Genomic DNA, 18,094 nt, shown 5'->3' on the forward strand with positions numbered 1-18,094 from the left:
CGGGTCAGGGGTGGGTCGTGGCCTCCTTGCGGGCCTGGTCAGCCAGGTGGGTGGGCATGGGGTCGTGGCGGGCGAACTCGCGCCGGAACGTGCCGGTGCCGGCGGTCATCGCGCGCAGTTCCACCGCGTACCTCAGCAACTCGGTGGCGGGCACCTCGGCGCGGACCACGGTGCGGCCCTCGGCGTCCGGGTCCGGCTCGGTGCCGAGCACCCGGCCGCGCCGGCCGGACAGGTCGCCCATGACCGCGCCGACGGAGGAGTCGGGGATCCGGACGATGATCTCGTCGACCGGCTCCAGCAGCGTCGGCTGCGCCTTCTCGGCGGCGTCGCGCAGCGCCAGCGCGCCCGCGGTCTGGAACGCGGCGTCGGACGAGTCGACGCTGTGCGCCTTGCCGTCGACGAGCGTCACCCGCAGGTCGACCACCGGGTGGCCGGCGACCAGGCCGCGTTCCATCTGCGCCCGGACGCCCTTCTCCACCGACGGGATGTAGTTGTGCGGGACCGCGCCGCCGACCACCCGGTCGACGAACTCGAAGCCGGCGCCCCGGGGCAGCGGCTCCACCTCGATGTCGCAGACGGCGTACTGGCCGTGGCCGCCGGACTGCTTGACGTGCCGGCCGTGGCCCCGGGCGGCGGCGGTGAACGTCTCGCGCAACGCCACCCGCACCGGCTCGGTGTCCAGCTCGACGCCGCCGCCGCGCAGCCGGTCGAGGACCACGTCGGCGTGCGCCTCGCCCATGCACCAGAGCACCAGTTGGTGGGTTTCCGGGTTGCGTTCCAGCCGTAACGTCGGGTCGCCGGCGACAAGCCGGGACAGGTTGCGCGCCAGCGCGTCCTCGTCGGCCCGGCTGCGCGCCACGATCGCCACCGGCAGCAGCGGCTCCGGCATCTCCCAGGGCGCGATCAGCAGCGGCTCGTCCTTGGCGGAGACGGTGTCGCCGGTCTCCGCGCTGCCCGACTTGGTGATCGCGCAGAGGTCGCCGGCGACGCAGGCCGGCACCTCGCGCAGGGTCGCGCCGAGCGGGCTGTAGACGTGCCCGACCCGCTCGTCGGCGTCGTGGTCGGGGTGGCCGCGCTCGGCCAGCCCGTGCCCGGACACGTGGATCACCTGGTCGGGGCGGAGCGTGCCGGAGAAGACCCGGACCAGCGAGACCCGCCCGACGTGCCGGTCCACTGTCGTCTTGACCACCTCGGCGACGAGCGGGCCGTCCGGGTCGCAGGTGAGCGGCGGGCGGGGCGAGCCGTCGAGGCCGGTGACCGCCGGCAGGTCGTGCTCCGGCGGCGACGGGAACGCCGCGACCAGGCCGTCGAGCAGCGCGTCCAGGCCGACGCCGGTCTCCGCGCAGACCGGCACCACCGGGTAGAAGTGGCCGCGGGCGACAGCCGTCTCCAGGTCGGTGATGAGCACCTCGGGGTCGATCTCCTCGCCGCCGAGGTAGCGGTCCATCAGGGTTTCGTCCTCGCTCTCCGCGATGATCCCCTCGATCAGCTCGTCCCGGGACTCCTGGATGGCCGGCAGGTGCTGCGGGTCCGGCTCGCGCACCGCCGGCGGCAGCCCGGCGGAGTAGTCGAACACGCGGCGGGTGATCAGCCCCATCAGGCCGGCCACCGACTCGCCGTCGTCGCCGAGCATCGGCAGGTAGAGCGGGAGCACGTTGTCGCCGAAGACGCGCTGGCAGAGCGCCACCGCCTCGTCGAAGTCGGCGCGCGGGTGGTCCAGCCGGGACACCGCCACCGCGCGCGGCATGTCCACCGCGGCGCACTCCTCCCAGAGCGCGGCGGTCGCGGCGTCCATCCCGTCCACCGCGGAGACCACGAACAGCGCCGCGTCGGCGGCGCGCAGCCCGGCGCGCAGTTCGCCGACGAAGTCGCCGTAGCCGGGCGTGTCCAGAAGGTTGACCTTGACGTTGCGGTGGAGCAGCGGGGCGCAGGCCAGGCTCACCGAGCGCTGCTGGCGTACGGCCGCCGGGTCGTGGTCGCAGACGGTGGTGCCGTCGGTGACGGCGCCGGCCCGGCCGATCGTGCCGCTGGCCGCGAGCAGCGCCTCGACCAGGGTGGTCTTGCCGGCTCCGGAGTGCCCGACGAGCACCACGTTGCGAACCCTGCCGGGCTCGGTCACCACCGGCGCGCCGCCGGTGACACCCTTCTCGTGATTTTTCTGCGCCATCGCGGCGCACCTCCCTCAACCGGTGGTGGTGGCGACCGCCGCGGGCGACGGGGGAGCGGACCCCGGTGGGCGCCGCGGCGATATCTTCCGGTGGTCCCCCGCGGGACGGGCACGGGGACCGGTGGTGCGGTGAGCTGGCTCACCCTCACGCTCGATCTCACACCCGCGCCGGTGCCGGCACAAGGCCCGCCGGGCGGGTCGCACGCCCGGCTGTGTCCCCGGCCGCTGCCGGCCGTTATCGTGGGACCGCCATGGCGAAGATCTTCCAAGTGACGGCCCGTGCGGGCATGACCCGCATCGTGGAGCCGATCGCGCGCGGACTGCTCCGCGCGGGTGTGTCCCCCAACGCGGTCACCGTGACCGGCACCGTCGGCGTGCTTGTCGGCGCGTTCGGCTTCGGCGCGCGTGGCCATCTGGTCGCCGGTGCGCTGATCGTCACGGTGTTCGCCCTCACCGACCTGCTCGACGGCACGATGGCCCGGATGAGCGGCGGCTCCACCCGGTTCGGGGCGTTCCTCGACTCGAGCATGGACCGGGTCGCCGACAGCGCGGTGTTCGGCGCGGTCGCCTACTGGCTGGCCACCCAGCACCAATACTCCGGGGTGGCCGCCGCGCTGCTCTGCCTGGCCGCCGGCGGGCTGGTCTCCTACGTCAAGGCCCGTGCCGAGGGGCTCGGCATGAGCGCCAACGTCGGCGTCGCCGAGCGCACCGAGCGGCTGCTCATCGTCGGCGTCGGCGGCGTGCTCACCGGTCTCGGCCTCGACCCGGCCCTGGAGGTCGCGCTCTGGCTGCTCGCCGCCGTCTCGATCTTCACGGTGGGGCAGCGGATGATCCACGTGTACCGGCAGGCCCAGCGGGTCGGCGCGGAGTGAATTTCACCGAGGCGGGCTTCGTCGCGGGCTGGCGCCTGATCCGCGCCCTGCCCCGGCCCGTCGCGGCCACGGCCTTCCGGGCGGGCGCCGACCGCGCCCACCGCCGCAACGGCGGGGGTACGCGTCGACTGCGCGCCAACCTGCGCCGGGTGGTCGGCCCGGAGCTGCCCGAGGCGGAGCTGGACGCGCTGGTCCGCGCCGGCCTGCGCTCGTACGCCCGCTACTGGCTGGAGGCGTTCCGGCTGCCGAGCCTGAGCCGGGCGGAGATCCTCGCCGGGTTCCGCCTCGGCGGCGCGGACCTGCTCGCCGCCGACGTGGCGGCTGGGCGGGGGGCCGTGGTGGCGTTGCCGCACGCCGGCAACTGGGACGCCGCGGGCGCCTGGGTGGCGGCCACCGGCTGGCCGATGACCACGGTGGCCGAGCGGCTTCCGGACGGCGTCTACGAGCGGTTCGTCGGGTTCCGGGAAGGGCTGGGGATGGAGATCCTGCCCAACCGCGGCGGCGCGCGGCCGGCGTTCGACGTGCTTGTGGACCGGCTGCGCGCCGGTTACGTGGTGCCGCTGCTCGCCGACCGGGACCTGTCCGCCCGGGGCGTGGAGGTGGACTTCTTCGGCGGCCGGACCCGGATGCCGGCCGGCCCGGCGCTGCTGGCGCTGCGCACCGGCGCGCCGCTCTACGTGGCGTCGATGTGGTACGAGCCGGACGCCGCCCACGCCTCGATCGCGGGTCCGCTGGAGCTGCCGGACCCGGACAGCGCACCGCTTGACGCCCGGGTCCGTGTGGTGACACAGCGGATTGCCGACGGACTGGCCACGGGCATCGCCCGGCATCCGCAAGACTGGCACATGTTGCAGCGGATGTGGCTGGACCAGGGGCCGGGCGGGGCGCCGACGTCGGCGCAGCCACCGGCCGCCACCGGGACGGTCTAGGGGGACGCCATGCGGATCGGCATCGTCTGCCCGTACTCCTTCGACATCCCGGGCGGGGTGCAGAACCACGTCATGGACCTGGCCGAGGCGCTGCTCGGGCTCGGCCACGAGGTGAGCGTGCTGGCCCCGGCCGACGAGGACGCGGCGCTGCCGCCGTACGTGGTGTCGGCGGGGCGGGCCGTGCCGCTGCCCTACAACGGGTCGGTGGCCCGGATCGCCTTCGGCCCGGTCTCCACCGCCCGGGTACGCAGGTGGATCAACCGCGGCGACTTCGACGTGCTGCACGTGCACGAGCCGCTCACGCCGAGCCTGTCGATGCTCGCGGTGCTCTGCGCCCGGGGGCCGGTGGTGGCCACCTTCCACACCGCGATGACCCGGTCCCGGGTGCTCTCCGCGGCGCAGGGCGTGCTGCAGATCCTCCTCGAACGGATCACCGCCCGGATCGCGGTGAGCGCGCTGGCCCGCAAGGTGCAGGTCGAGCACATGGACGGCGGCGCGGTGGAGATCCCCAACGGGGTGGCGGTGGCGAAGTTCGCCGGGGTGCCGCCACTGCCGGACTGGCCGGGGGAGTGCGCGCCGGGCCGCGGCGGCACGCTTGGTTTCCTGGGCCGGTTCACCGAGCCGCGCAAGGGCTTCCCGATCCTGTGCGAAGCGTTCGTCGCGCTCGCCCCGCGCCGTCCCGGGCTGCGCCTGCTGGTGGCCGGGCCGGGCGACGCCGACGAGTTGTACGGCCGGTTCCCGGCCGACCTGCGGGACCGGGTCACGTTCCTCGGTCTGGTCTCCGAGGCGGACAAGGCGCGCATGCTGCGCAGCGTGCACGTCTACGTCGCGCCGAACACCGGCGGGGAGTCCTTCGGGATGATCCTCACCGAGGCGCTCGCCGCCGGGACCACGGTGGTCGCCAGCGACCTGGACGCGTTCCGCCGGGTGCTCGACGGCGGCCGGGCCGGCCGGCTCTTCCCGACCGGGGACGCGGTGGCGCTCCGGGCCGCGCTGACCGAGCTGCTCGACGACGACGGCCTGCGGGCCGGGCTGACCGGCTGGGGCGACCAGGTGGCGGCAAATTTCGACTGGCCCGTGGTTGCCCGCCGCGTTCTGGAGGTATACGCAGCCGCGATCGAGGCCACCGACGGCCGGGTCATGGACCAGGAATGGGCGGGGCTGGGCTGACCAGGCCGGCCGGGATGAGGAGCAGCACTACGATGCCGGGCATGTGGTGGGTGGTGGGCGCGGTCCTGGCGGTCGGGCTGGTCTCGGCGTACCTCATCTGGACCGCCGGCCGGGTGCAGCGGCTGCAGATCCGCGCGGAGTCGGCGTCCCGCGCGCTGGAGGCGCACCTGCTGCGCCGCGCCGCCGCCGCCGCGGTCCTGGCCGAGCAGCGGTACGGCGTGGAGCTGTACGCGGCGGCCCGGATCGCGCTTGACGCCGTCCCGGAGGAGCGCGAGGCCGCCGAGAACGACCTCACCCGGCAGTTGCGCGCGGTGCGGCTGGACCCGGCGGACCCGGCCAGCGGCGCGGTGATCGCGGCCAGCCGGCGGTTGGCGCTGGCCCGGCAGGTGCACACCGACCTGGTCCGGGACGCCCGGTCGGCACGGGGCCGACCGGTGGTGCGGCTGTTCCGGATGGGGCGGGGGCGGGAGTGGCCCCGCTACTTCGACATCGACGACCCCACGGTGGTCCCGCGCGCGGACGTCACCACCGGTTGAGCGTGCCGGGGCCGTGACGGCGGCCACAGCGCAGTCCACCGGGGGGCCGATTGGCTGTCGGAGCGGCGTCGCGCCGGTCGTAGCATTCTGCGCAGCCACCGTCACAGCACGCCCGTCACAGCACGCCGAGGAGCGATGAACCGTGTCTGATTCCCCCGCCCCGACCACCGACGCCACCGTCGGCACCGCCCGCGTGAAGCGCGGCATGGCCGAGATGCTCAAGGGCGGCGTGATCATGGACGTGGTCACCCCCGAGCAGGCGAAGATCGCCGAGGACGCCGGCGCCGTGGCCGTGATGGCGCTGGAGCGGGTGCCCGCCGACATCCGCGCCCAGGGCGGCGTGTCCCGGATGAGCGACCCGGACATGATCGACGGCATCATCGCGGCCGTCTCCATCCCGGTGATGGCCAAGGCCCGGATCGGCCACTTCGTCGAGGCGCAGGTCCTCCAGGCGCTAGGCGTGGACTACGTCGACGAGTCCGAGGTGCTGACCCCGGCCGACTACGCCAACCACATCGACAAGTGGGCGTTCACCGTGCCGTTCGTCTGCGGCGCGACGAACCTGGGCGAGGCGCTGCGCCGGATCACCGAGGGCGCCGCCATGATCCGCTCGAAGGGTGAGGCGGGCACCGGGGACGTCTCCAACGCCACCACCCACATGCGGCGGATCCGGCAGGAGATCCGCCGGATCCAGACCCTGCCGGCCGACGAGCTGTTCGTCGCGGCGAAGGAGTTGCAGGCCCCGTACGAGCTGGTCAAGGAGGTCGCCGAGCGCGGCAAGCTGCCGGTCGTGCTGTTCACCGCCGGCGGCATCGCCACCCCGGCGGACGCGGCCATGATGATGCAGCTCGGCGCCGAGGGCGTCTTCGTCGGCTCGGGCATCTTCAAGTCCGGCAACCCGGCCCAGCGGGCCGCCGCGATCGTCAAGGCGACCACCTTCCACGACGACCCCGACGTGCTGGCGAAGGTGTCGCGCGGTCTGGGCGAGGCGATGGTGGGTATCAACGTGGACGAGATCCCCCAGCCCCACCGCCTGGCCGAGCGCGGCTGGTGAGGTGTAAGGCGGGGGCCCCGCTTAACGCTTTCGGTAGAGGCGGGGCCCCCGCTTAACACCCCCGGTTAAGCGGGGCCCCCGCCTAACACCGCAGCCCGAGAGGAGCGACGCGTGACCGTACCCGTGATCGGTGTGCTGGCCCTTCAGGGCGACGTGCGCGAGCATCTCGCGGCGCTTGCGGGCGTGGGCGCCGACGCCCGGCCGGTGCGCCGGCCGGGCGAGCTGGACGCGGTCGACGCCCTGGTGGTGCCCGGCGGCGAGTCGACCACGATCAGCAAGCTGGTGGACATCTTCGAGATGCGCGAGCCGATCGACAAGCGGATCGCCGGCGGCATGCCTGTCTACGGCTCCTGCGCCGGCATGATCATGCTGGCCACCGAGGTGCTGGACGGCCGCCCCGACCAGCGCGGCTTCGCCGGCATCGAGATGACCGTCCGGCGCAACGCGTTCGGCCGACAGGTCGACTCGTTCGAGGCGCCGGTGGCGCTCGCCGGGGTCGACGGCGAGCCGTTCCACGCGGTGTTCATCCGCGCGCCGTGGGTCGAGCGGGTCGGCGCGGGGGTCGAGGTGCTCGGCCGGGTGACCGACGGCCCGGCGGCCGACCGGATCGTCGCGGTCCGTCAGGGAAACCTGCTGGCCACCTCGTTCCACCCGGAGCTGACCGGCGACCTGCGCCTGCACCGCCTCTTCGTGGACCTGGTCCGGGCCGCCGCCTGACCGAGCGCCCGTGGGTGCCTGTCGGCCGTGGCCTCGGTAGGATTGCCGGGTTCGGCTCCGGCGGGGGTTGCCGACGCAGGGCGTGGATCACTTACGGAGGTATCAGATGTCCGGCCACTCAAAGTGGGCGACCACCAAGCACAAGAAGGCCGTGATCGACGCCAAGCGCGGCAAGATGTTCGCCAAGCTGATCAAGAACGTCGAGGTGGCGGCCCGCACCGGCGGCGGCGACCCGGCCGGCAACCCCACCCTGTTCGACGCCATCCAGAAGGCGAAGAAGAACTCGGTCCCGAACGACAACATCGACCGCGCGGTCAAGCGCGGCTCCGGCCTGGAGGCCGGCGGCGCCGACTGGCAGACCATCATGTACGAGGGTTACGGCCCGAGCGGCGTGGCGATGCTTATCGAGTGCCTCACCGACAACCGCAACCGCGCCGCCACCGAGGTGCGCACGGCGCTTACCCGCAACGGCGGCTCGCTCGCCGACGCCGGCTCGGTGTCGTACATGTTCTCCCGCAAGGGCGTGGTGATCGTGCCCAAGGCCGGCACCAGCGAGGACGACGTGATGATGGCCGTGCTGGACGCCGGCGCCGAGGAGGTCAACGACCTCGACGAGGCGTTCGAGGTGATCTCCGAGCCGGGCGACCTGCTCGCGGTGCGCACCGCCCTCCAGGACGCCGGCATCGAGTACGAGTCGGCCGAGTCCTCGCTCGTCCCCAGCGTGAACGTGCCGCTCGACGAGGACGGCGCGCGCAAGATCTTCAAGCTGATCGACGTGCTTGAGGACTGCGACGACGTGCAGAACGTCTACGCCAACTTCGACGTCTCCGACGAGGTCATGGCCGCGGTCGGCTGACCCGTGCGCCGGGTTCGGGCGCATGATCGACACCATCTCGGCGTAGTGGCGGTATCCCAGTCCCGGGATGCCGTCACTACGGCGTACTGGCGCGCGCCCTCGTCCCGGCCGGCGGACGGGCGGCCGACAGCCGCCGCAGGGCCGCCGGGCGGACGAAGATGGTCCGCCGCGTGACCGCGTCGCCGGCAACGTTCACCTCGTAGCCGTCAAACCAGGCCCACCCGTCGTACGTGGTCCAGTCGAGCGTCCGGATGACGCGGAACATGATCGGCCGGACGAACTGGACCGAGGCGGCCCGGGTGACGTGGAGCAGATCACCGGATCGCGGCGTCATCCGCGCTTCCGGTCCCGCCACACCCGCAGCGTCTCCACGGCCCGCGCGAGCCGTTCGCAACCCCCGTCGGGTCGGCACCGAGGACACACGGCCCGGTGGTGAAGGTCGATCACGTAGCTGGCCAGGATGACCGCGAACGGCGGCTCGGCGCGCTCCGCGTGGTCGCCGTACGCGCCAGCCCGATGGCCGTACGCCGGACGCTCCACCACGTCGACGGGCTCAACCTGCCGCTGGAACCACTTCCACCGACCCATGTCCACCTCCGAAAAGGGCTGCTGATGTCGGTCGCCGACCTTCACTGTCGGTACCGTGTGTGAAACTCTGCGTCGCGAATGCCGGGCCGCAGAAGCGATCGGGCCCTTGTGGAGTGACAGCGGCGAGAAGCATCTCCGCTGGTGAGAGTGGTGAGGAAAAGGTGCGGCGGGTTGGAGGAGGTTTGGGGATGGTGACCATGACCGCGGCGGAGATCCTGCTTGACGAGTTGCGTCGCTCGCGAACCACACGGGGCCTCAACCAGGAGGAGTTCGGCCGGTTGATCAGCTACTCCGGGACGCATGTCAGCGCGGTGGAGACGGGCAGTAGGCCGCCCACGACGGACTACGCGGCGGCGATCGACAGGGCGTTGCGGACCGGTGGCATCTTCGGCCGGTTGCTCGACCGGCTCTCGGTCCTGGACATGGCCCCGCCCTGGCTTCGCGAATGGATCAGCGTCGAGGAGCAGGCGACGGCTCTGCGTTGGTACGAACCCGCCTTCGTGCCCGGACTGCTGCAGACCGAGGCGTACGCGCGAGCCATCCTGCACGCGGGCGGGCAACTCACCGTCGAGCAGATAGACCAGCGGGTCCGCTCCCGCATCGAACGTCAGGCGATCCTGAACCAGGAGAACCCGCCCCGCCTCGTGGCGGTGCTCGACGCGGCCGTCCTGCGCCGGACCGCGAACGACGACCGCGCGATCATGCGGGAACAGTTGGCACACCTCGCTGCGGCGGCTGAGCTACCGCACGTTCGAATACATGTCGTACCCGAAGAGACCGGTCTCTATCCTGGGCTGCAAGGCGGCTTCATCCTGGCGAGCATGCCGGATGACTCCACCCTCGGCCACGTCGACAACCAGGTCCGTTCGGAGACGGTCAGCGGTGCGGCCGAGATTGCTACGCTCGAACGGACCTGGGAAATCATCGTCCGGGACGCCCTGCCCCGGAAGCTTTCTCTGGCGCTGATCAAGGAAGCGGCACTGACATGGACATGACAAACGCCCGGTGGCGTACGTCGACGAAGTCGGGGACCAACGGCGGGAATTGCGTCGAGGTGGCCGACAATCTCCCGGGTGCCGTTGTCGTCCGGGACAGCAAAGACCAGCGCGGTCCCGTGCTGGTCTTCGAGCCGGCCGCCTGGCAGGCGTTCGTCTCTCACTCGAAGCCAGCCGCGACGCGCTGACGCCGGCTGCTGCGCGCCTTTACCGCCGACGACCTCGCCGTGGTCCGTGACTATCCGGGCTGTCCGGAGGTTACCTTTTGGGGGTGTCTGTAGTGGCCAAGACACTGCTTGATCTCGACGAGGATCTTCTTGCGGAAGCGACTGTCGCGCTCGGCACCCGGACCAAGCAGGAGACCGTGACGGAGGCACTTCGGCAGGCTGTGAAATCCAGCCGTGAGCGGCGGCGGCGCGCACTGGCAGACCTTCAGGAAGTTTGTGAAGGCAACGGTTTCCACTTCGATCAGCGGATCAAGGAGAGACACCGTGATTGATCTGACGGAAGCGACCTGGCGCAAGAGCACCAGGAGTGGAGCCCAGGGCAACTGTGTGGAGGTTGCCGACAACCTCCCCGGTGTGGTGGCGGTCCGGGACAGCAAGGATCAGCAGGGCCCGGCCTTGACCTTCACTCCGGAGGCATGGTCCGTGTTCCTTGGAGCGCAGGCAACCCGCTGACGCGAGGCTCGGCGAAACCGGGCTGACCGGGGCGCTGACGTGCCCGTACTCTGCCGGAGTGCTCGTACCCGATCTGCCGTTGCGCACCGAGCGCCTGCTGCTGCGCGCCTTCACCGCCGACGACCTCGCCGTGGTCCGTGACTACCGGGGCCGTGCGGAGGTCACCCGTTTTCTCTACCACGAGCCCTACGACGACGCCGCCGCGCGGGCGGCGATCGGCCGGCTGGTGCGGCGCACCGCGCTGCGCGCGCCGGGTGACGTGCTCAACCTGGCCGTCACGCTTGCGGACACCGGCGTGGTCGTCGGCGACGTGCTGCTGACCTGGACCAGCCGGGAGCACCGGCAGGGCGAGATCGGGTACGTGGCCCACCCGGACCGCACCGGGCGGGGATACGTCACCGAGGCGGCCCGGGAGTTGCTGCGGCTGGGCTTCGACGGGCTGGGTCTGCACCGGATCGTCGGCCGGTTGGACGCCCGCAACGCCGCGTCGGCCCGGGTGCTGGAGCGGCTGGGCATGCGGCCCGAGGCGCACCTGCGGGAGAACGAGTTCGTCAAGGGGGAGTGGACCGACGAGGTCGTCTACGCCCTGTTGGCGCGGGAGTGGCGGGCGGCGGCCTGAGCGACCGCCGCTCGCCACCCGCCGGTCAACGAATCGCCGGCTGCCGGCGGAAGCGGGCGCGCAGGGCGGAGGAGACGAGGAAGGGCAGGACGGCCAGGAGCAGCGCGACCAGGCCGGCGAGGAGCAGAATCCACCGACGGGAGTCGTCGGTGCTGGCCGGGGCACCCCAGGCGTTGCGGCCGTCCGGGAACGTGAGGGTGCCGGTGACCTCCCGGTGGACCTGGCCGCTCTCCAGACGCAGGCGTACCCGCCAGGGCCCGTTCGGTAGCTGCCGGTCCAGCGGCACCTGCACCTGGGCGCTGCCCCCGATCGGCACGGTGGTGCCGAGCTCGGCGGGGAACGGCCCGGCGGTGAGGCCGCCCGGCCCGTCCGACAGCCAGAGCTTCCCGGTCATGTCCAGGGCCCGCTCACCGGTGTTGTGGACGGTGGCGCGCACCACCGGGTTGCCGCCGTCGGTGCGGCCGGGGAGAAGCTCGCCGATGGTGAAGTCGGAGGGTGGGTCCCCGCCCGGCCCGACGTCCAGGTAGATCCGGATGCCCACCCGGTGGACCTGCTCGACCTCGGTTCCCTTGGGGTCCTTCAACCGGGAGGCGACGGCCGCCCAGATGGCGCCGTAGCGCTCACCGCGCGACGCGTTCGGCGGTACGGTGACCGTCGCGCGCAGCTCGGTGGTGCTGTCCGGCGGGGCGACGAACGTCGCGCGGTTGACGGTCACCCACTCGGGCAACTCGTTTGCCTGCGGGTTGTCGGCGGGGACGAACTCGTTCTCCTTGATCTCGGCGGGGCCGACGGAGAGCATGATCCGTTGTGGACCGCTGGAAGTGTTGGTCACCGCCAACCGGCGGGTCATCCGCGCGCCCGGGTTCAGGTGGTCGATGAGGTAGATGCTGGCGCGCGGGTCGTCCTTGCGGCCCCTGGTGGCATCGAGGAGCTGGACGCCGATGCGCCCGTCGGCCCGGGCCCCGGGGGGCGGGCGGTCGTCGTCGGTGTCCCCGTGGCCGTCGGCCGAGGCGGGGGCACCGGCGACGACCGTGCCCAGCAGGACGGTGAGTGCCGCGAGCGCGGCGACCGTACGGCGGGATCGTGCTGCCATACGCTCAGGTGACGGTGTGCGTGATGACGCCGGCGTAGGTGCCGGCGATGGCGTCCAGCGGGATCTGCACGCTGAGCGACGGCGTCCACGTCGCGTCGTTGACACCGACGCCGGAGGTGTGGGTGAACGCCGTCTGCGACGTGCCCAGCGCGTCGCCCACCGGCGGCGGCGGCGCGGTGCAGGGGCCGGCCTGGCCGGGGTTGAAGTCGCCGACGCCGTCGCTGGAGGTGGCGGGGCCCGAGCAGTAGTAGACGTCGGAGCTGGCGATGAGTGGGCCGGTGGTGCTGTGGGTGAAGTCGGTGCTCGCGACCGAGACCACCCAGTTGGCGGGGTCGCTCGCGCGCAGGTCGGTCACCGTGACGTCGCCCAACGAGCCGTACGCCCACCACGTGGTGGGCGTGCCGGAGGGCGCCTGAGTGGTCAGCGTGGCGTTGTCCGGCACGGTGATGTTCAGAGCGCCCGGGGCGATGTCGAACGTGACATCGGTCGGGCAGGCCACGGTGTCCAGGCAGTCGGCGGCGTAGGCCGGCGCGGCGTTGAGCAGGCCGGCGGCCAGCACGGCCGCGCCCACTACGGCGCCCGCGGTCAGTTGGCGTTTCATGCAGGTGTTACCTCCTGTCGGTGGAACCTTTCATCCCGAACAAGAGATTATGTGAGGAATGACCGTTTTGAAGTTATATGAGTTTTCTGTGCCGCCGCAGGCACCCGATTGGATGACGTGCCCCGGTGGAGTCGACGGTGTGGTCCCGGTCCGGTGCCCCCGTGTGCGCCGGACCGGGACCAGGTCTCATCGGGTGGCGCGGTAGGTCTTCACCGCGGTCTCGACCAGTCCCCAGAGGGTGACCAGGACGATGCTGGCGATGGTGATGGTGACGAGGGTGTCGAGGTTTCCCTCGTCGCGGAGCCACTCGAACCTTCGGATCAGCGCCGGGTTGAGCAGCCGGTCGGTCCACAGCAGCCACAGCAGCGGCAGGCAGAACGCCAGATCGAGGACGGTCTTGAGGCCGAACAGCGGCCAGGTCCATCGACCGATCCGGTATTTGACGACCTCGAACAGCACGCTGAGCAGCAGCACGGCGAGCAGCGCCGGCAGCCAGCCGTGCCACAGCGCGGGGTCGAGCAGTGGAATGTCCCGCCCGTCCACACCCGCCACCCACGAGTGGAAGTGCTGCCAGATCAGGAAGCCGGCGAGGAACAACACCATCGCGATGGTCGCGCAGGTCTCGGGAAGCCGGGTGTCCCGCTCGACGGGCGCTTCGGGGAGCCTGTCGGGCGTCCAGGCGGGCAGGTCCAGCGGGGTGCGGGTGCGTTCCAGCACGGCGAAGACCAGGGTGGTCCAGAACGCGATCTGCACCGTGGTCTGCACCGCGGCGGCGATCGCGGGGCCGATCGGACCGCCGGGGCGGTCGGTCGCGGCGGCGACCACCCCCACCACCACCCCGACCGTGGCCGGAATGTACGTGAGCAGCCGGCGCAGCAGGTTCCACCACAGCAGGTAGTAGGTGGGGCCGATCAGGTGCAGGATGCGGTCGGTGTACCGCGCGGCGAGCTGGTCGGGCGCCCCCAGTTCGGTGAGGACCTCGCGCTCGGCGGTCGCCGGGTCCTGCCCGCCGTCGGTGCGGCCCTCGATCATGTCCGCGATGGCGGCGCGCAACTCGGTGGAGATCTCGTCGCGGCGTTGCGCCGGCACGGTCCGCAGGGTGGCCGCCACATAGCGGTCGGTCAGGGAACTCATCGCCCCACTCCTTCGATCAGCTCGGTGACGGACGTCCGCACCGCGGTCAGGTCGTCGAGCAGGCGGTTCAGCACCGTCTCGCCGTCGTCGCTGGTGCGGTAGAACTTGCGCGGTCGGCTCTCCTCGGTGTTCCACTCGCTCGTCAGCAGCCCCTGGTCCTCCAGGCGGCGCAGCAGCGGGTAGAGCGTGTTGGCGTCGACCGCGAAGCCGTGCGCGGCCAGCCGTTGCAGCAGGGCGTAGCCGTAGTCGGGGCGGCGCAGGGCGACCAGGCTGGCGACCACGATCGTGCCGCGTCGCAACTCCTGGAGATGCGTTCGGAGAACCTCGTCGCTGACCATGCGTCACACGATACTGTGTGCCACACACCATTGCAATAGAGCACAGCATCGTGCGTCACACACACCACCCTCCGCAGAGACGCCGACCACCCTCGGCGCGGACGGTGGAGCCGGTGAGATCACCTCGGTAGGGTGGGTCGGTCGGCTCCGACGCAGCTTGATCCACAACCCGGGGGGCGCCACGCATGGGCGATTCGTTCGCGCATCTGCACGTACACACCGAGTACTCGATGCTCGACGGTGCGGCCCGCCTCAAGGACCTCTTCGCCGAGGTGAGCCGGCAGGAGATGCCGGCGGTGGCGATGACCGACCACGGCAACATGCACGGCGCGAACGACTTCTACAAGCAGGCGATGGCGGCCGGGGTGACGCCGGTCATCGGCATCGAGGCGTACGTCGCGCCCGAGTCCCGCCACCACAAGAAGCGCGTCCGGTGGGGCCGCCCGGAGCAGAAGAGCGACGACGTCTCCGGCAGCGGCGGCTACACGCACATGACGATCTGGGCGGCGAACAAGGTCGGCCTGCACAACCTGTTCACGCTCACCAGCAAGTCGTACACCGAGGGCTTCTTCGTCAAGTGGCCCCGGATGGACGCCGACATCCTCGCCGAGAACGCGTCCGGGCTGATGGCGACCACCGGCTGCCCGTCGGGCGAGGTGCAGACCCGGCTCCGCCTCGGCCATTTCGACGAGGCGTTGAAGGCGGCGGCGAAATACCAGGACATCTTCGGGAAGGACAACTACTTCCTGGAGATCATGGACCACGGCATCCCGATCGAGCACCGGGTGCGCAACGAGCTGCTGGAGATCGGCCAGAAGCTGGGCATCCCGCCGGTGGTCACCAACGACTCGCACTACACCCACGAGGCGCAGGCCGAGGCGCACGACGTCCTGCTCTGTGTGCAGACGGCGGCGAACGTGTCCGACCCGAACCGGTTCCGGTTCGACGGCAGCGGCTACTACATCAAGTCGGCCGACGAGATGCGCGCGGTCGACAACTCCGACGCCTGGCTGGAGGGCTGCCGCAACACGCTGCTGGTGGCGGAGAAGGTCGACCCGACCGGGATGTTCACGTTCCACAACCTGATGCCGCGGTTCCCGGTCCCCGAGGGCGAGACCGAGGAGTCCTGGTTCCGCCGGGAGACGTTCGCCGGGCTCAAGCGCCGCTTCCCCGGCGGCATCCCGGAGGGACACGTCGTCCAGGCGGAGTACGAGCTGGGCGTCATCATCCAGATGGGCTTCCCGTCCTACTTCCTCGTGGTCGCCGACTTCATCCAGTGGGCCAAGAACCAGGGCATCGCGGTCGGCCCGGGCCGAGGCTCGGCGGCCGGCTCGCTCGTCGCGTACGCGCTCGGCATCACCGACCTGGACCCGATCCCGCACGGCCTGATCTTCGAGCGGTTCCTCAACCCCGAGCGCGTCTCGATGCCTGATGTCGACATCGACTTCGACGAGCGTCGGCGCGGCGAGGTCATCAAGTATGTGACCGACAAGTGGGGCGAGGACAAGGTCGCGCAGATCGCCACGTTCGGCACGATCAAGGCGAAGGCCGCGATCAAGGACTCGGCCCGGGTGCTGGGTTTCCCGTACGCGGTCGGCGACCGGATCACCAAGGCCATGCCACCGGCGGTGATGGGCAAGGACATCCCGCTGTCCGGCATCTTCGACCCGAAGCACCCGCGCTACGCCGAAGCAGGCGAGATCCGGGGCCTCTACGACTCCGACCCCGACGTCAAGAAGGTCATCGAGACCGCCAAGGGCATCGAGGGGCTGATCCGGCAGACAGGCGTGCACGCGGCCGGCGTGATCATGTCCGCCGAGCCGATCATCGAGCACATCCCACTGATGCGGCGCGACGCCGACGGCGTCATCATCACGCAGTTCGACTATCCGACGTGCGAGTCGCTCGGGCTGCTGAAGATGGACTTCCTCGGCCTGCGCAACCTGACCATCATCGACGACGCGGTGAAGAACATCGGGCTCAACCACGGCACCCAGCTCGACCTGCTCGGCCTGCCGCTCGATGACAAGCCCGCGTACGACCTGCTCGCCCGCGGCGACACGCTCGGCGTGTTCCAGCTCGACGGCGGGCCGATGCGCTCGCTGCTGCGGATGATGAAGCCGGACAACTTCGAGGACATCTCGGCCGTGCTGGCGCTCTACCGGCCCGGCCCGATGGGCGTGGACTCGCACACCAACTACGCGCTGCGCAAGAACGGGCTCCAGGAGATCACCCCGATCCACCCGGCGCTCGAGGAGCCGCTGCGCGAGATCCTCGCCCCCACCCACGGCCTGATCGTCTACCAGGAGCAGGTGCAGCGGGCCGCGCAGATCCTCGCCGGCTACACGCTCGGCCAGGCCGACCTGCTGCGCCGGGCGATGGGCAAGAAGAAGAAGGAGATCCTGGACAAGGAGTTCGTCCCGTTCCGGGACGGCTGCCGCGCGAACGGCTACCCCGACGACGCCATCCAGGCCGTGTGGGACGTCCTGGTGCCGTTCGCCGGCTACGCGTTCAACAAGGCCCACTCCGCCGCGTACGGCCTGGTCTCCTACTGGACCGCCTACCTCAAGGCGCACTACCCGGCGGAATACATGGCGGCGCTGCTCACCTCCGTCGGCGACGACAAGGACAAGATGGCGCTCTACCTGTCCGAGTGCCGCCGGATGCGGATCCAGGTCCTCCCGCCGGACGTGAACACCTCCGCCGGCCCGTTCACCCCGGTCGGCAAGGAGATCCGGTTCGGCCTCGGCGCGGTGCGCAACGTCGGCGCGAACGTGGTCGCGTCGATCATGCGGTGCCGCGACGAGAAGGGCGAGTACGCCGACTTCTACGACTTCCTGTCCAAGGTCGACGCGGTGGCCTGCAACAAGAAGACAATCGAATCGCTGATCAAGGCCGGCGCGTTCGACTCGCTCGGCCACCCGCGCAAGGGCCTGCTCGCGGTGCACGCCGACGCCATCGACGCGTACGCCGACGTCAAGCGCAAGGAGGCGGTCGGCCAGTACGACCTCTTCGGCGCCGGCTTCGGCGACGCCGACACCGGCGGCAGCACCACGGTCATGCCGGTCATCGGCGACGGGGAGTGGGACAAGCGCGACAAGCTGGCGTTCGAGCGCGAGATGCTCGGCCTGTACGTCTCCGACCACCCGCTGTTCGGCCTGGAACACGTGCTCGGCGCGGCGGCCGACACCACCATCGCCGCGCTCTCCGAGGAGGGCACCGTGCCCGACGGCGCGGTCGTCACGCTCGCCGGCATCCTCTCCGGCGTGCAGCGCCGGGTCACCAAGCAGGGCCGCGCCTGGGCCTCGGCCACCCTGGAGGACCTGGCCGGCGGCGTGGAGACGCTGTTCTTCCCCAACACCTACGAGGTGATTGGGCAGTACATCGCCGAGGACGCGATCGTGGTGGTCAAGGGCCGGGTGGACCGCCGCGACGACACCCCCCGCATCATGGCGATGGACATGTCCATGCCGGACGTGACGAGCAATCCGGCGAACAAGCCGGTCACGCTCACCATCCCGGTGCACCGCTGCACCCCGCCGCTCGTCGAACGGCTCAAGGAGACCCTGGTGCTGCACCCCGGCGACACCGAGGTGCACATCAAGCTGCTCAACGGCGGCAAGACCACCACGCTGCGGCTCGGCCCGTTCCGGGTCGCCGCGACCACCGCGCTGATGGGCGACCTGAAGAGCGTCCTGGGCCCGGCGAACGTGAGCTGACCGTGCGCGGCCGGCGGGGATCGGGC

Annotated in this window: 20 protein-coding genes; 13 read left to right on the plus strand and 7 right to left on the minus strand. The window is 71.3% G+C overall.

Annotation, left to right across the window (positions count from 1 at the left end):
• Window positions 1-4 precede the first annotated feature (4 nt).
• Window positions 5-2,167 carry an elongation factor G-like protein EF-G2 gene (locus SM450_RS24410; protein WP_474622103.1) on the minus strand — a complete coding sequence of 721 codons (2,163 nt, stop codon included), beginning with the start codon at window positions 2,165-2,167 and terminating at the stop codon, window positions 5-7.
• Window positions 2,168-2,418: 251 nt separating this feature from the next.
• Here SM450_RS24410 and pgsA point away from each other — a divergent pair, with 251 nt between their 5' ends.
• The 7 genes from pgsA to SM450_RS24445 all read left to right on the plus strand — a co-directional run bounded on the left by pgsA (window position 2,419) and on the right by SM450_RS24445 (window position 8,301).
• A complete protein-coding gene (gene pgsA / locus SM450_RS24415) occupies window positions 2,419-3,039 on the plus strand; it encodes a phosphatidylinositol phosphate synthase (RefSeq protein WP_474622104.1) in 621 nt (206 codons plus the stop codon).
• Entirely contained in the window at window positions 3,036-3,968 is a 933-nt protein-coding gene (locus SM450_RS24420; RefSeq protein WP_474622105.1) for a phosphatidylinositol mannoside acyltransferase, read from the plus strand. The genes pgsA and SM450_RS24420 overlap by 4 nt, the downstream gene beginning before the upstream one ends.
• Window positions 3,969-3,977: 9 nt before the next feature.
• Complete coding sequence (locus SM450_RS24425) at window positions 3,978-5,138, plus strand: glycosyltransferase family 4 protein (protein ID WP_474622106.1); 1,161 nt, start codon at window positions 3,978-3,980, stop codon at window positions 5,136-5,138.
• Between the two features lie 32 nt (window positions 5,139-5,170).
• Window positions 5,171-5,674, plus strand: coding sequence for a hypothetical protein (locus tag SM450_RS24430; protein ID WP_474622107.1), 504 nt, complete (start codon window positions 5,171-5,173; stop codon window positions 5,672-5,674).
• A 142-nt stretch (window positions 5,675-5,816) separates the two neighbouring features.
• The gene (gene pdxS, locus SM450_RS24435) at window positions 5,817-6,728 is read left to right on the plus strand and encodes a pyridoxal 5'-phosphate synthase lyase subunit PdxS (protein ID WP_474622108.1); all 912 of its coding nucleotides are present in this window, start codon (window positions 5,817-5,819) and stop codon (window positions 6,726-6,728) included.
• A 111-nt stretch (window positions 6,729-6,839) separates the two neighbouring features.
• Window positions 6,840-7,445, plus strand: coding sequence for a pyridoxal 5'-phosphate synthase glutaminase subunit PdxT (pdxT, locus tag SM450_RS24440; RefSeq protein ID WP_474622109.1), 606 nt, complete (start codon window positions 6,840-6,842; stop codon window positions 7,443-7,445).
• Window positions 7,446-7,551: 106 nt separating this feature from the next.
• Window positions 7,552-8,301 (plus strand): YebC/PmpR family DNA-binding transcriptional regulator, encoded by a 750-nt coding sequence (locus tag SM450_RS24445; protein ID WP_474622110.1) that lies wholly within the window; start codon window positions 7,552-7,554, stop codon window positions 8,299-8,301.
• A 76-nt stretch (window positions 8,302-8,377) separates the two neighbouring features.
• On the opposite strand, the gene SM450_RS24450 is transcribed toward SM450_RS24445, so the two are convergent.
• Entirely contained in the window at window positions 8,378-8,635 is a 258-nt protein-coding gene (locus SM450_RS24450) for a hypothetical protein (RefSeq protein ID WP_474622111.1), read from the minus strand.
• Entirely contained in the window at window positions 8,632-8,889 is a 258-nt protein-coding gene (locus SM450_RS24455) for a hypothetical protein (protein ID WP_474622112.1), read from the minus strand. Before SM450_RS24455 ends, SM450_RS24450 begins: the two co-directional genes overlap by 4 nt.
• 197 nt (window positions 8,890-9,086) lie before the next feature.
• Between SM450_RS24455 and SM450_RS24460 the strand changes: the two genes are divergently transcribed.
• The 5 genes from SM450_RS24460 to SM450_RS24480 all read left to right on the plus strand — a co-directional run bounded on the left by SM450_RS24460 (window position 9,087) and on the right by SM450_RS24480 (window position 11,183).
• Entirely contained in the window at window positions 9,087-9,884 is a 798-nt protein-coding gene (locus SM450_RS24460; RefSeq protein WP_474622179.1) for a helix-turn-helix domain-containing protein, read from the plus strand.
• Window positions 9,875-10,072 carry a DUF397 domain-containing protein gene (locus SM450_RS24465; RefSeq protein WP_474622113.1) on the plus strand — a complete coding sequence of 66 codons (198 nt, stop codon included), beginning with the start codon at window positions 9,875-9,877 and terminating at the stop codon, window positions 10,070-10,072. The genes SM450_RS24460 and SM450_RS24465 overlap by 10 nt, the downstream gene beginning before the upstream one ends.
• 92 nt (window positions 10,073-10,164) lie before the next feature.
• On the plus strand, window positions 10,165-10,383 hold the full coding sequence (locus SM450_RS24470; RefSeq protein WP_474622114.1) for a type II toxin-antitoxin system VapB family antitoxin: 219 nt from the start codon (window positions 10,165-10,167) through the stop codon (window positions 10,381-10,383).
• Window positions 10,376-10,564: a DUF397 domain-containing protein gene (locus SM450_RS24475; RefSeq protein WP_474622115.1), complete on the plus strand. Its 189-nt coding sequence runs from the start codon at window positions 10,376-10,378 to the stop codon at window positions 10,562-10,564. The genes SM450_RS24470 and SM450_RS24475 overlap by 8 nt, the downstream gene beginning before the upstream one ends.
• 58 nt (window positions 10,565-10,622) lie before the next feature.
• Complete coding sequence (locus SM450_RS24480) at window positions 10,623-11,183, plus strand: GNAT family N-acetyltransferase (RefSeq protein ID WP_474622116.1); 561 nt, start codon at window positions 10,623-10,625, stop codon at window positions 11,181-11,183.
• 25 nt (window positions 11,184-11,208) lie between these two features.
• Here the strand turns inward: SM450_RS24480 and SM450_RS24485 are convergent, their stop codons facing one another.
• The 4 genes from SM450_RS24485 to SM450_RS24500 form a co-directional block, all read right to left on the minus strand.
• Window positions 11,209-12,276: a COG1361 family protein gene (locus SM450_RS24485; RefSeq protein WP_474622117.1), complete on the minus strand. Its 1,068-nt coding sequence runs from the start codon at window positions 12,274-12,276 to the stop codon at window positions 11,209-11,211.
• A gap of 4 nt (window positions 12,277-12,280) precedes the next feature.
• Window positions 12,281-12,877: a hypothetical protein gene (locus SM450_RS24490; RefSeq protein WP_282292644.1), complete on the minus strand. Its 597-nt coding sequence runs from the start codon at window positions 12,875-12,877 to the stop codon at window positions 12,281-12,283.
• A 186-nt stretch (window positions 12,878-13,063) separates the two neighbouring features.
• Complete coding sequence (locus SM450_RS24495) at window positions 13,064-14,011, minus strand: permease prefix domain 1-containing protein (RefSeq protein WP_474622118.1); 948 nt, start codon at window positions 14,009-14,011, stop codon at window positions 13,064-13,066.
• A complete protein-coding gene (locus SM450_RS24500; protein WP_281583772.1) occupies window positions 14,008-14,349 on the minus strand; it encodes a PadR family transcriptional regulator in 342 nt (113 codons plus the stop codon). Before SM450_RS24500 ends, SM450_RS24495 begins: the two co-directional genes overlap by 4 nt.
• Window positions 14,350-14,534: 185 nt before the next feature.
• Between SM450_RS24500 and dnaE the strand changes: the two genes are divergently transcribed.
• A complete protein-coding gene (dnaE, locus tag SM450_RS24505; protein ID WP_474622119.1) occupies window positions 14,535-18,068 on the plus strand; it encodes a DNA polymerase III subunit alpha in 3,534 nt (1,177 codons plus the stop codon).
• Window positions 18,069-18,094: the final 26 nt, after the last annotated feature.

It is taken from the genome of Micromonospora marincola (assembly GCF_056150385.1).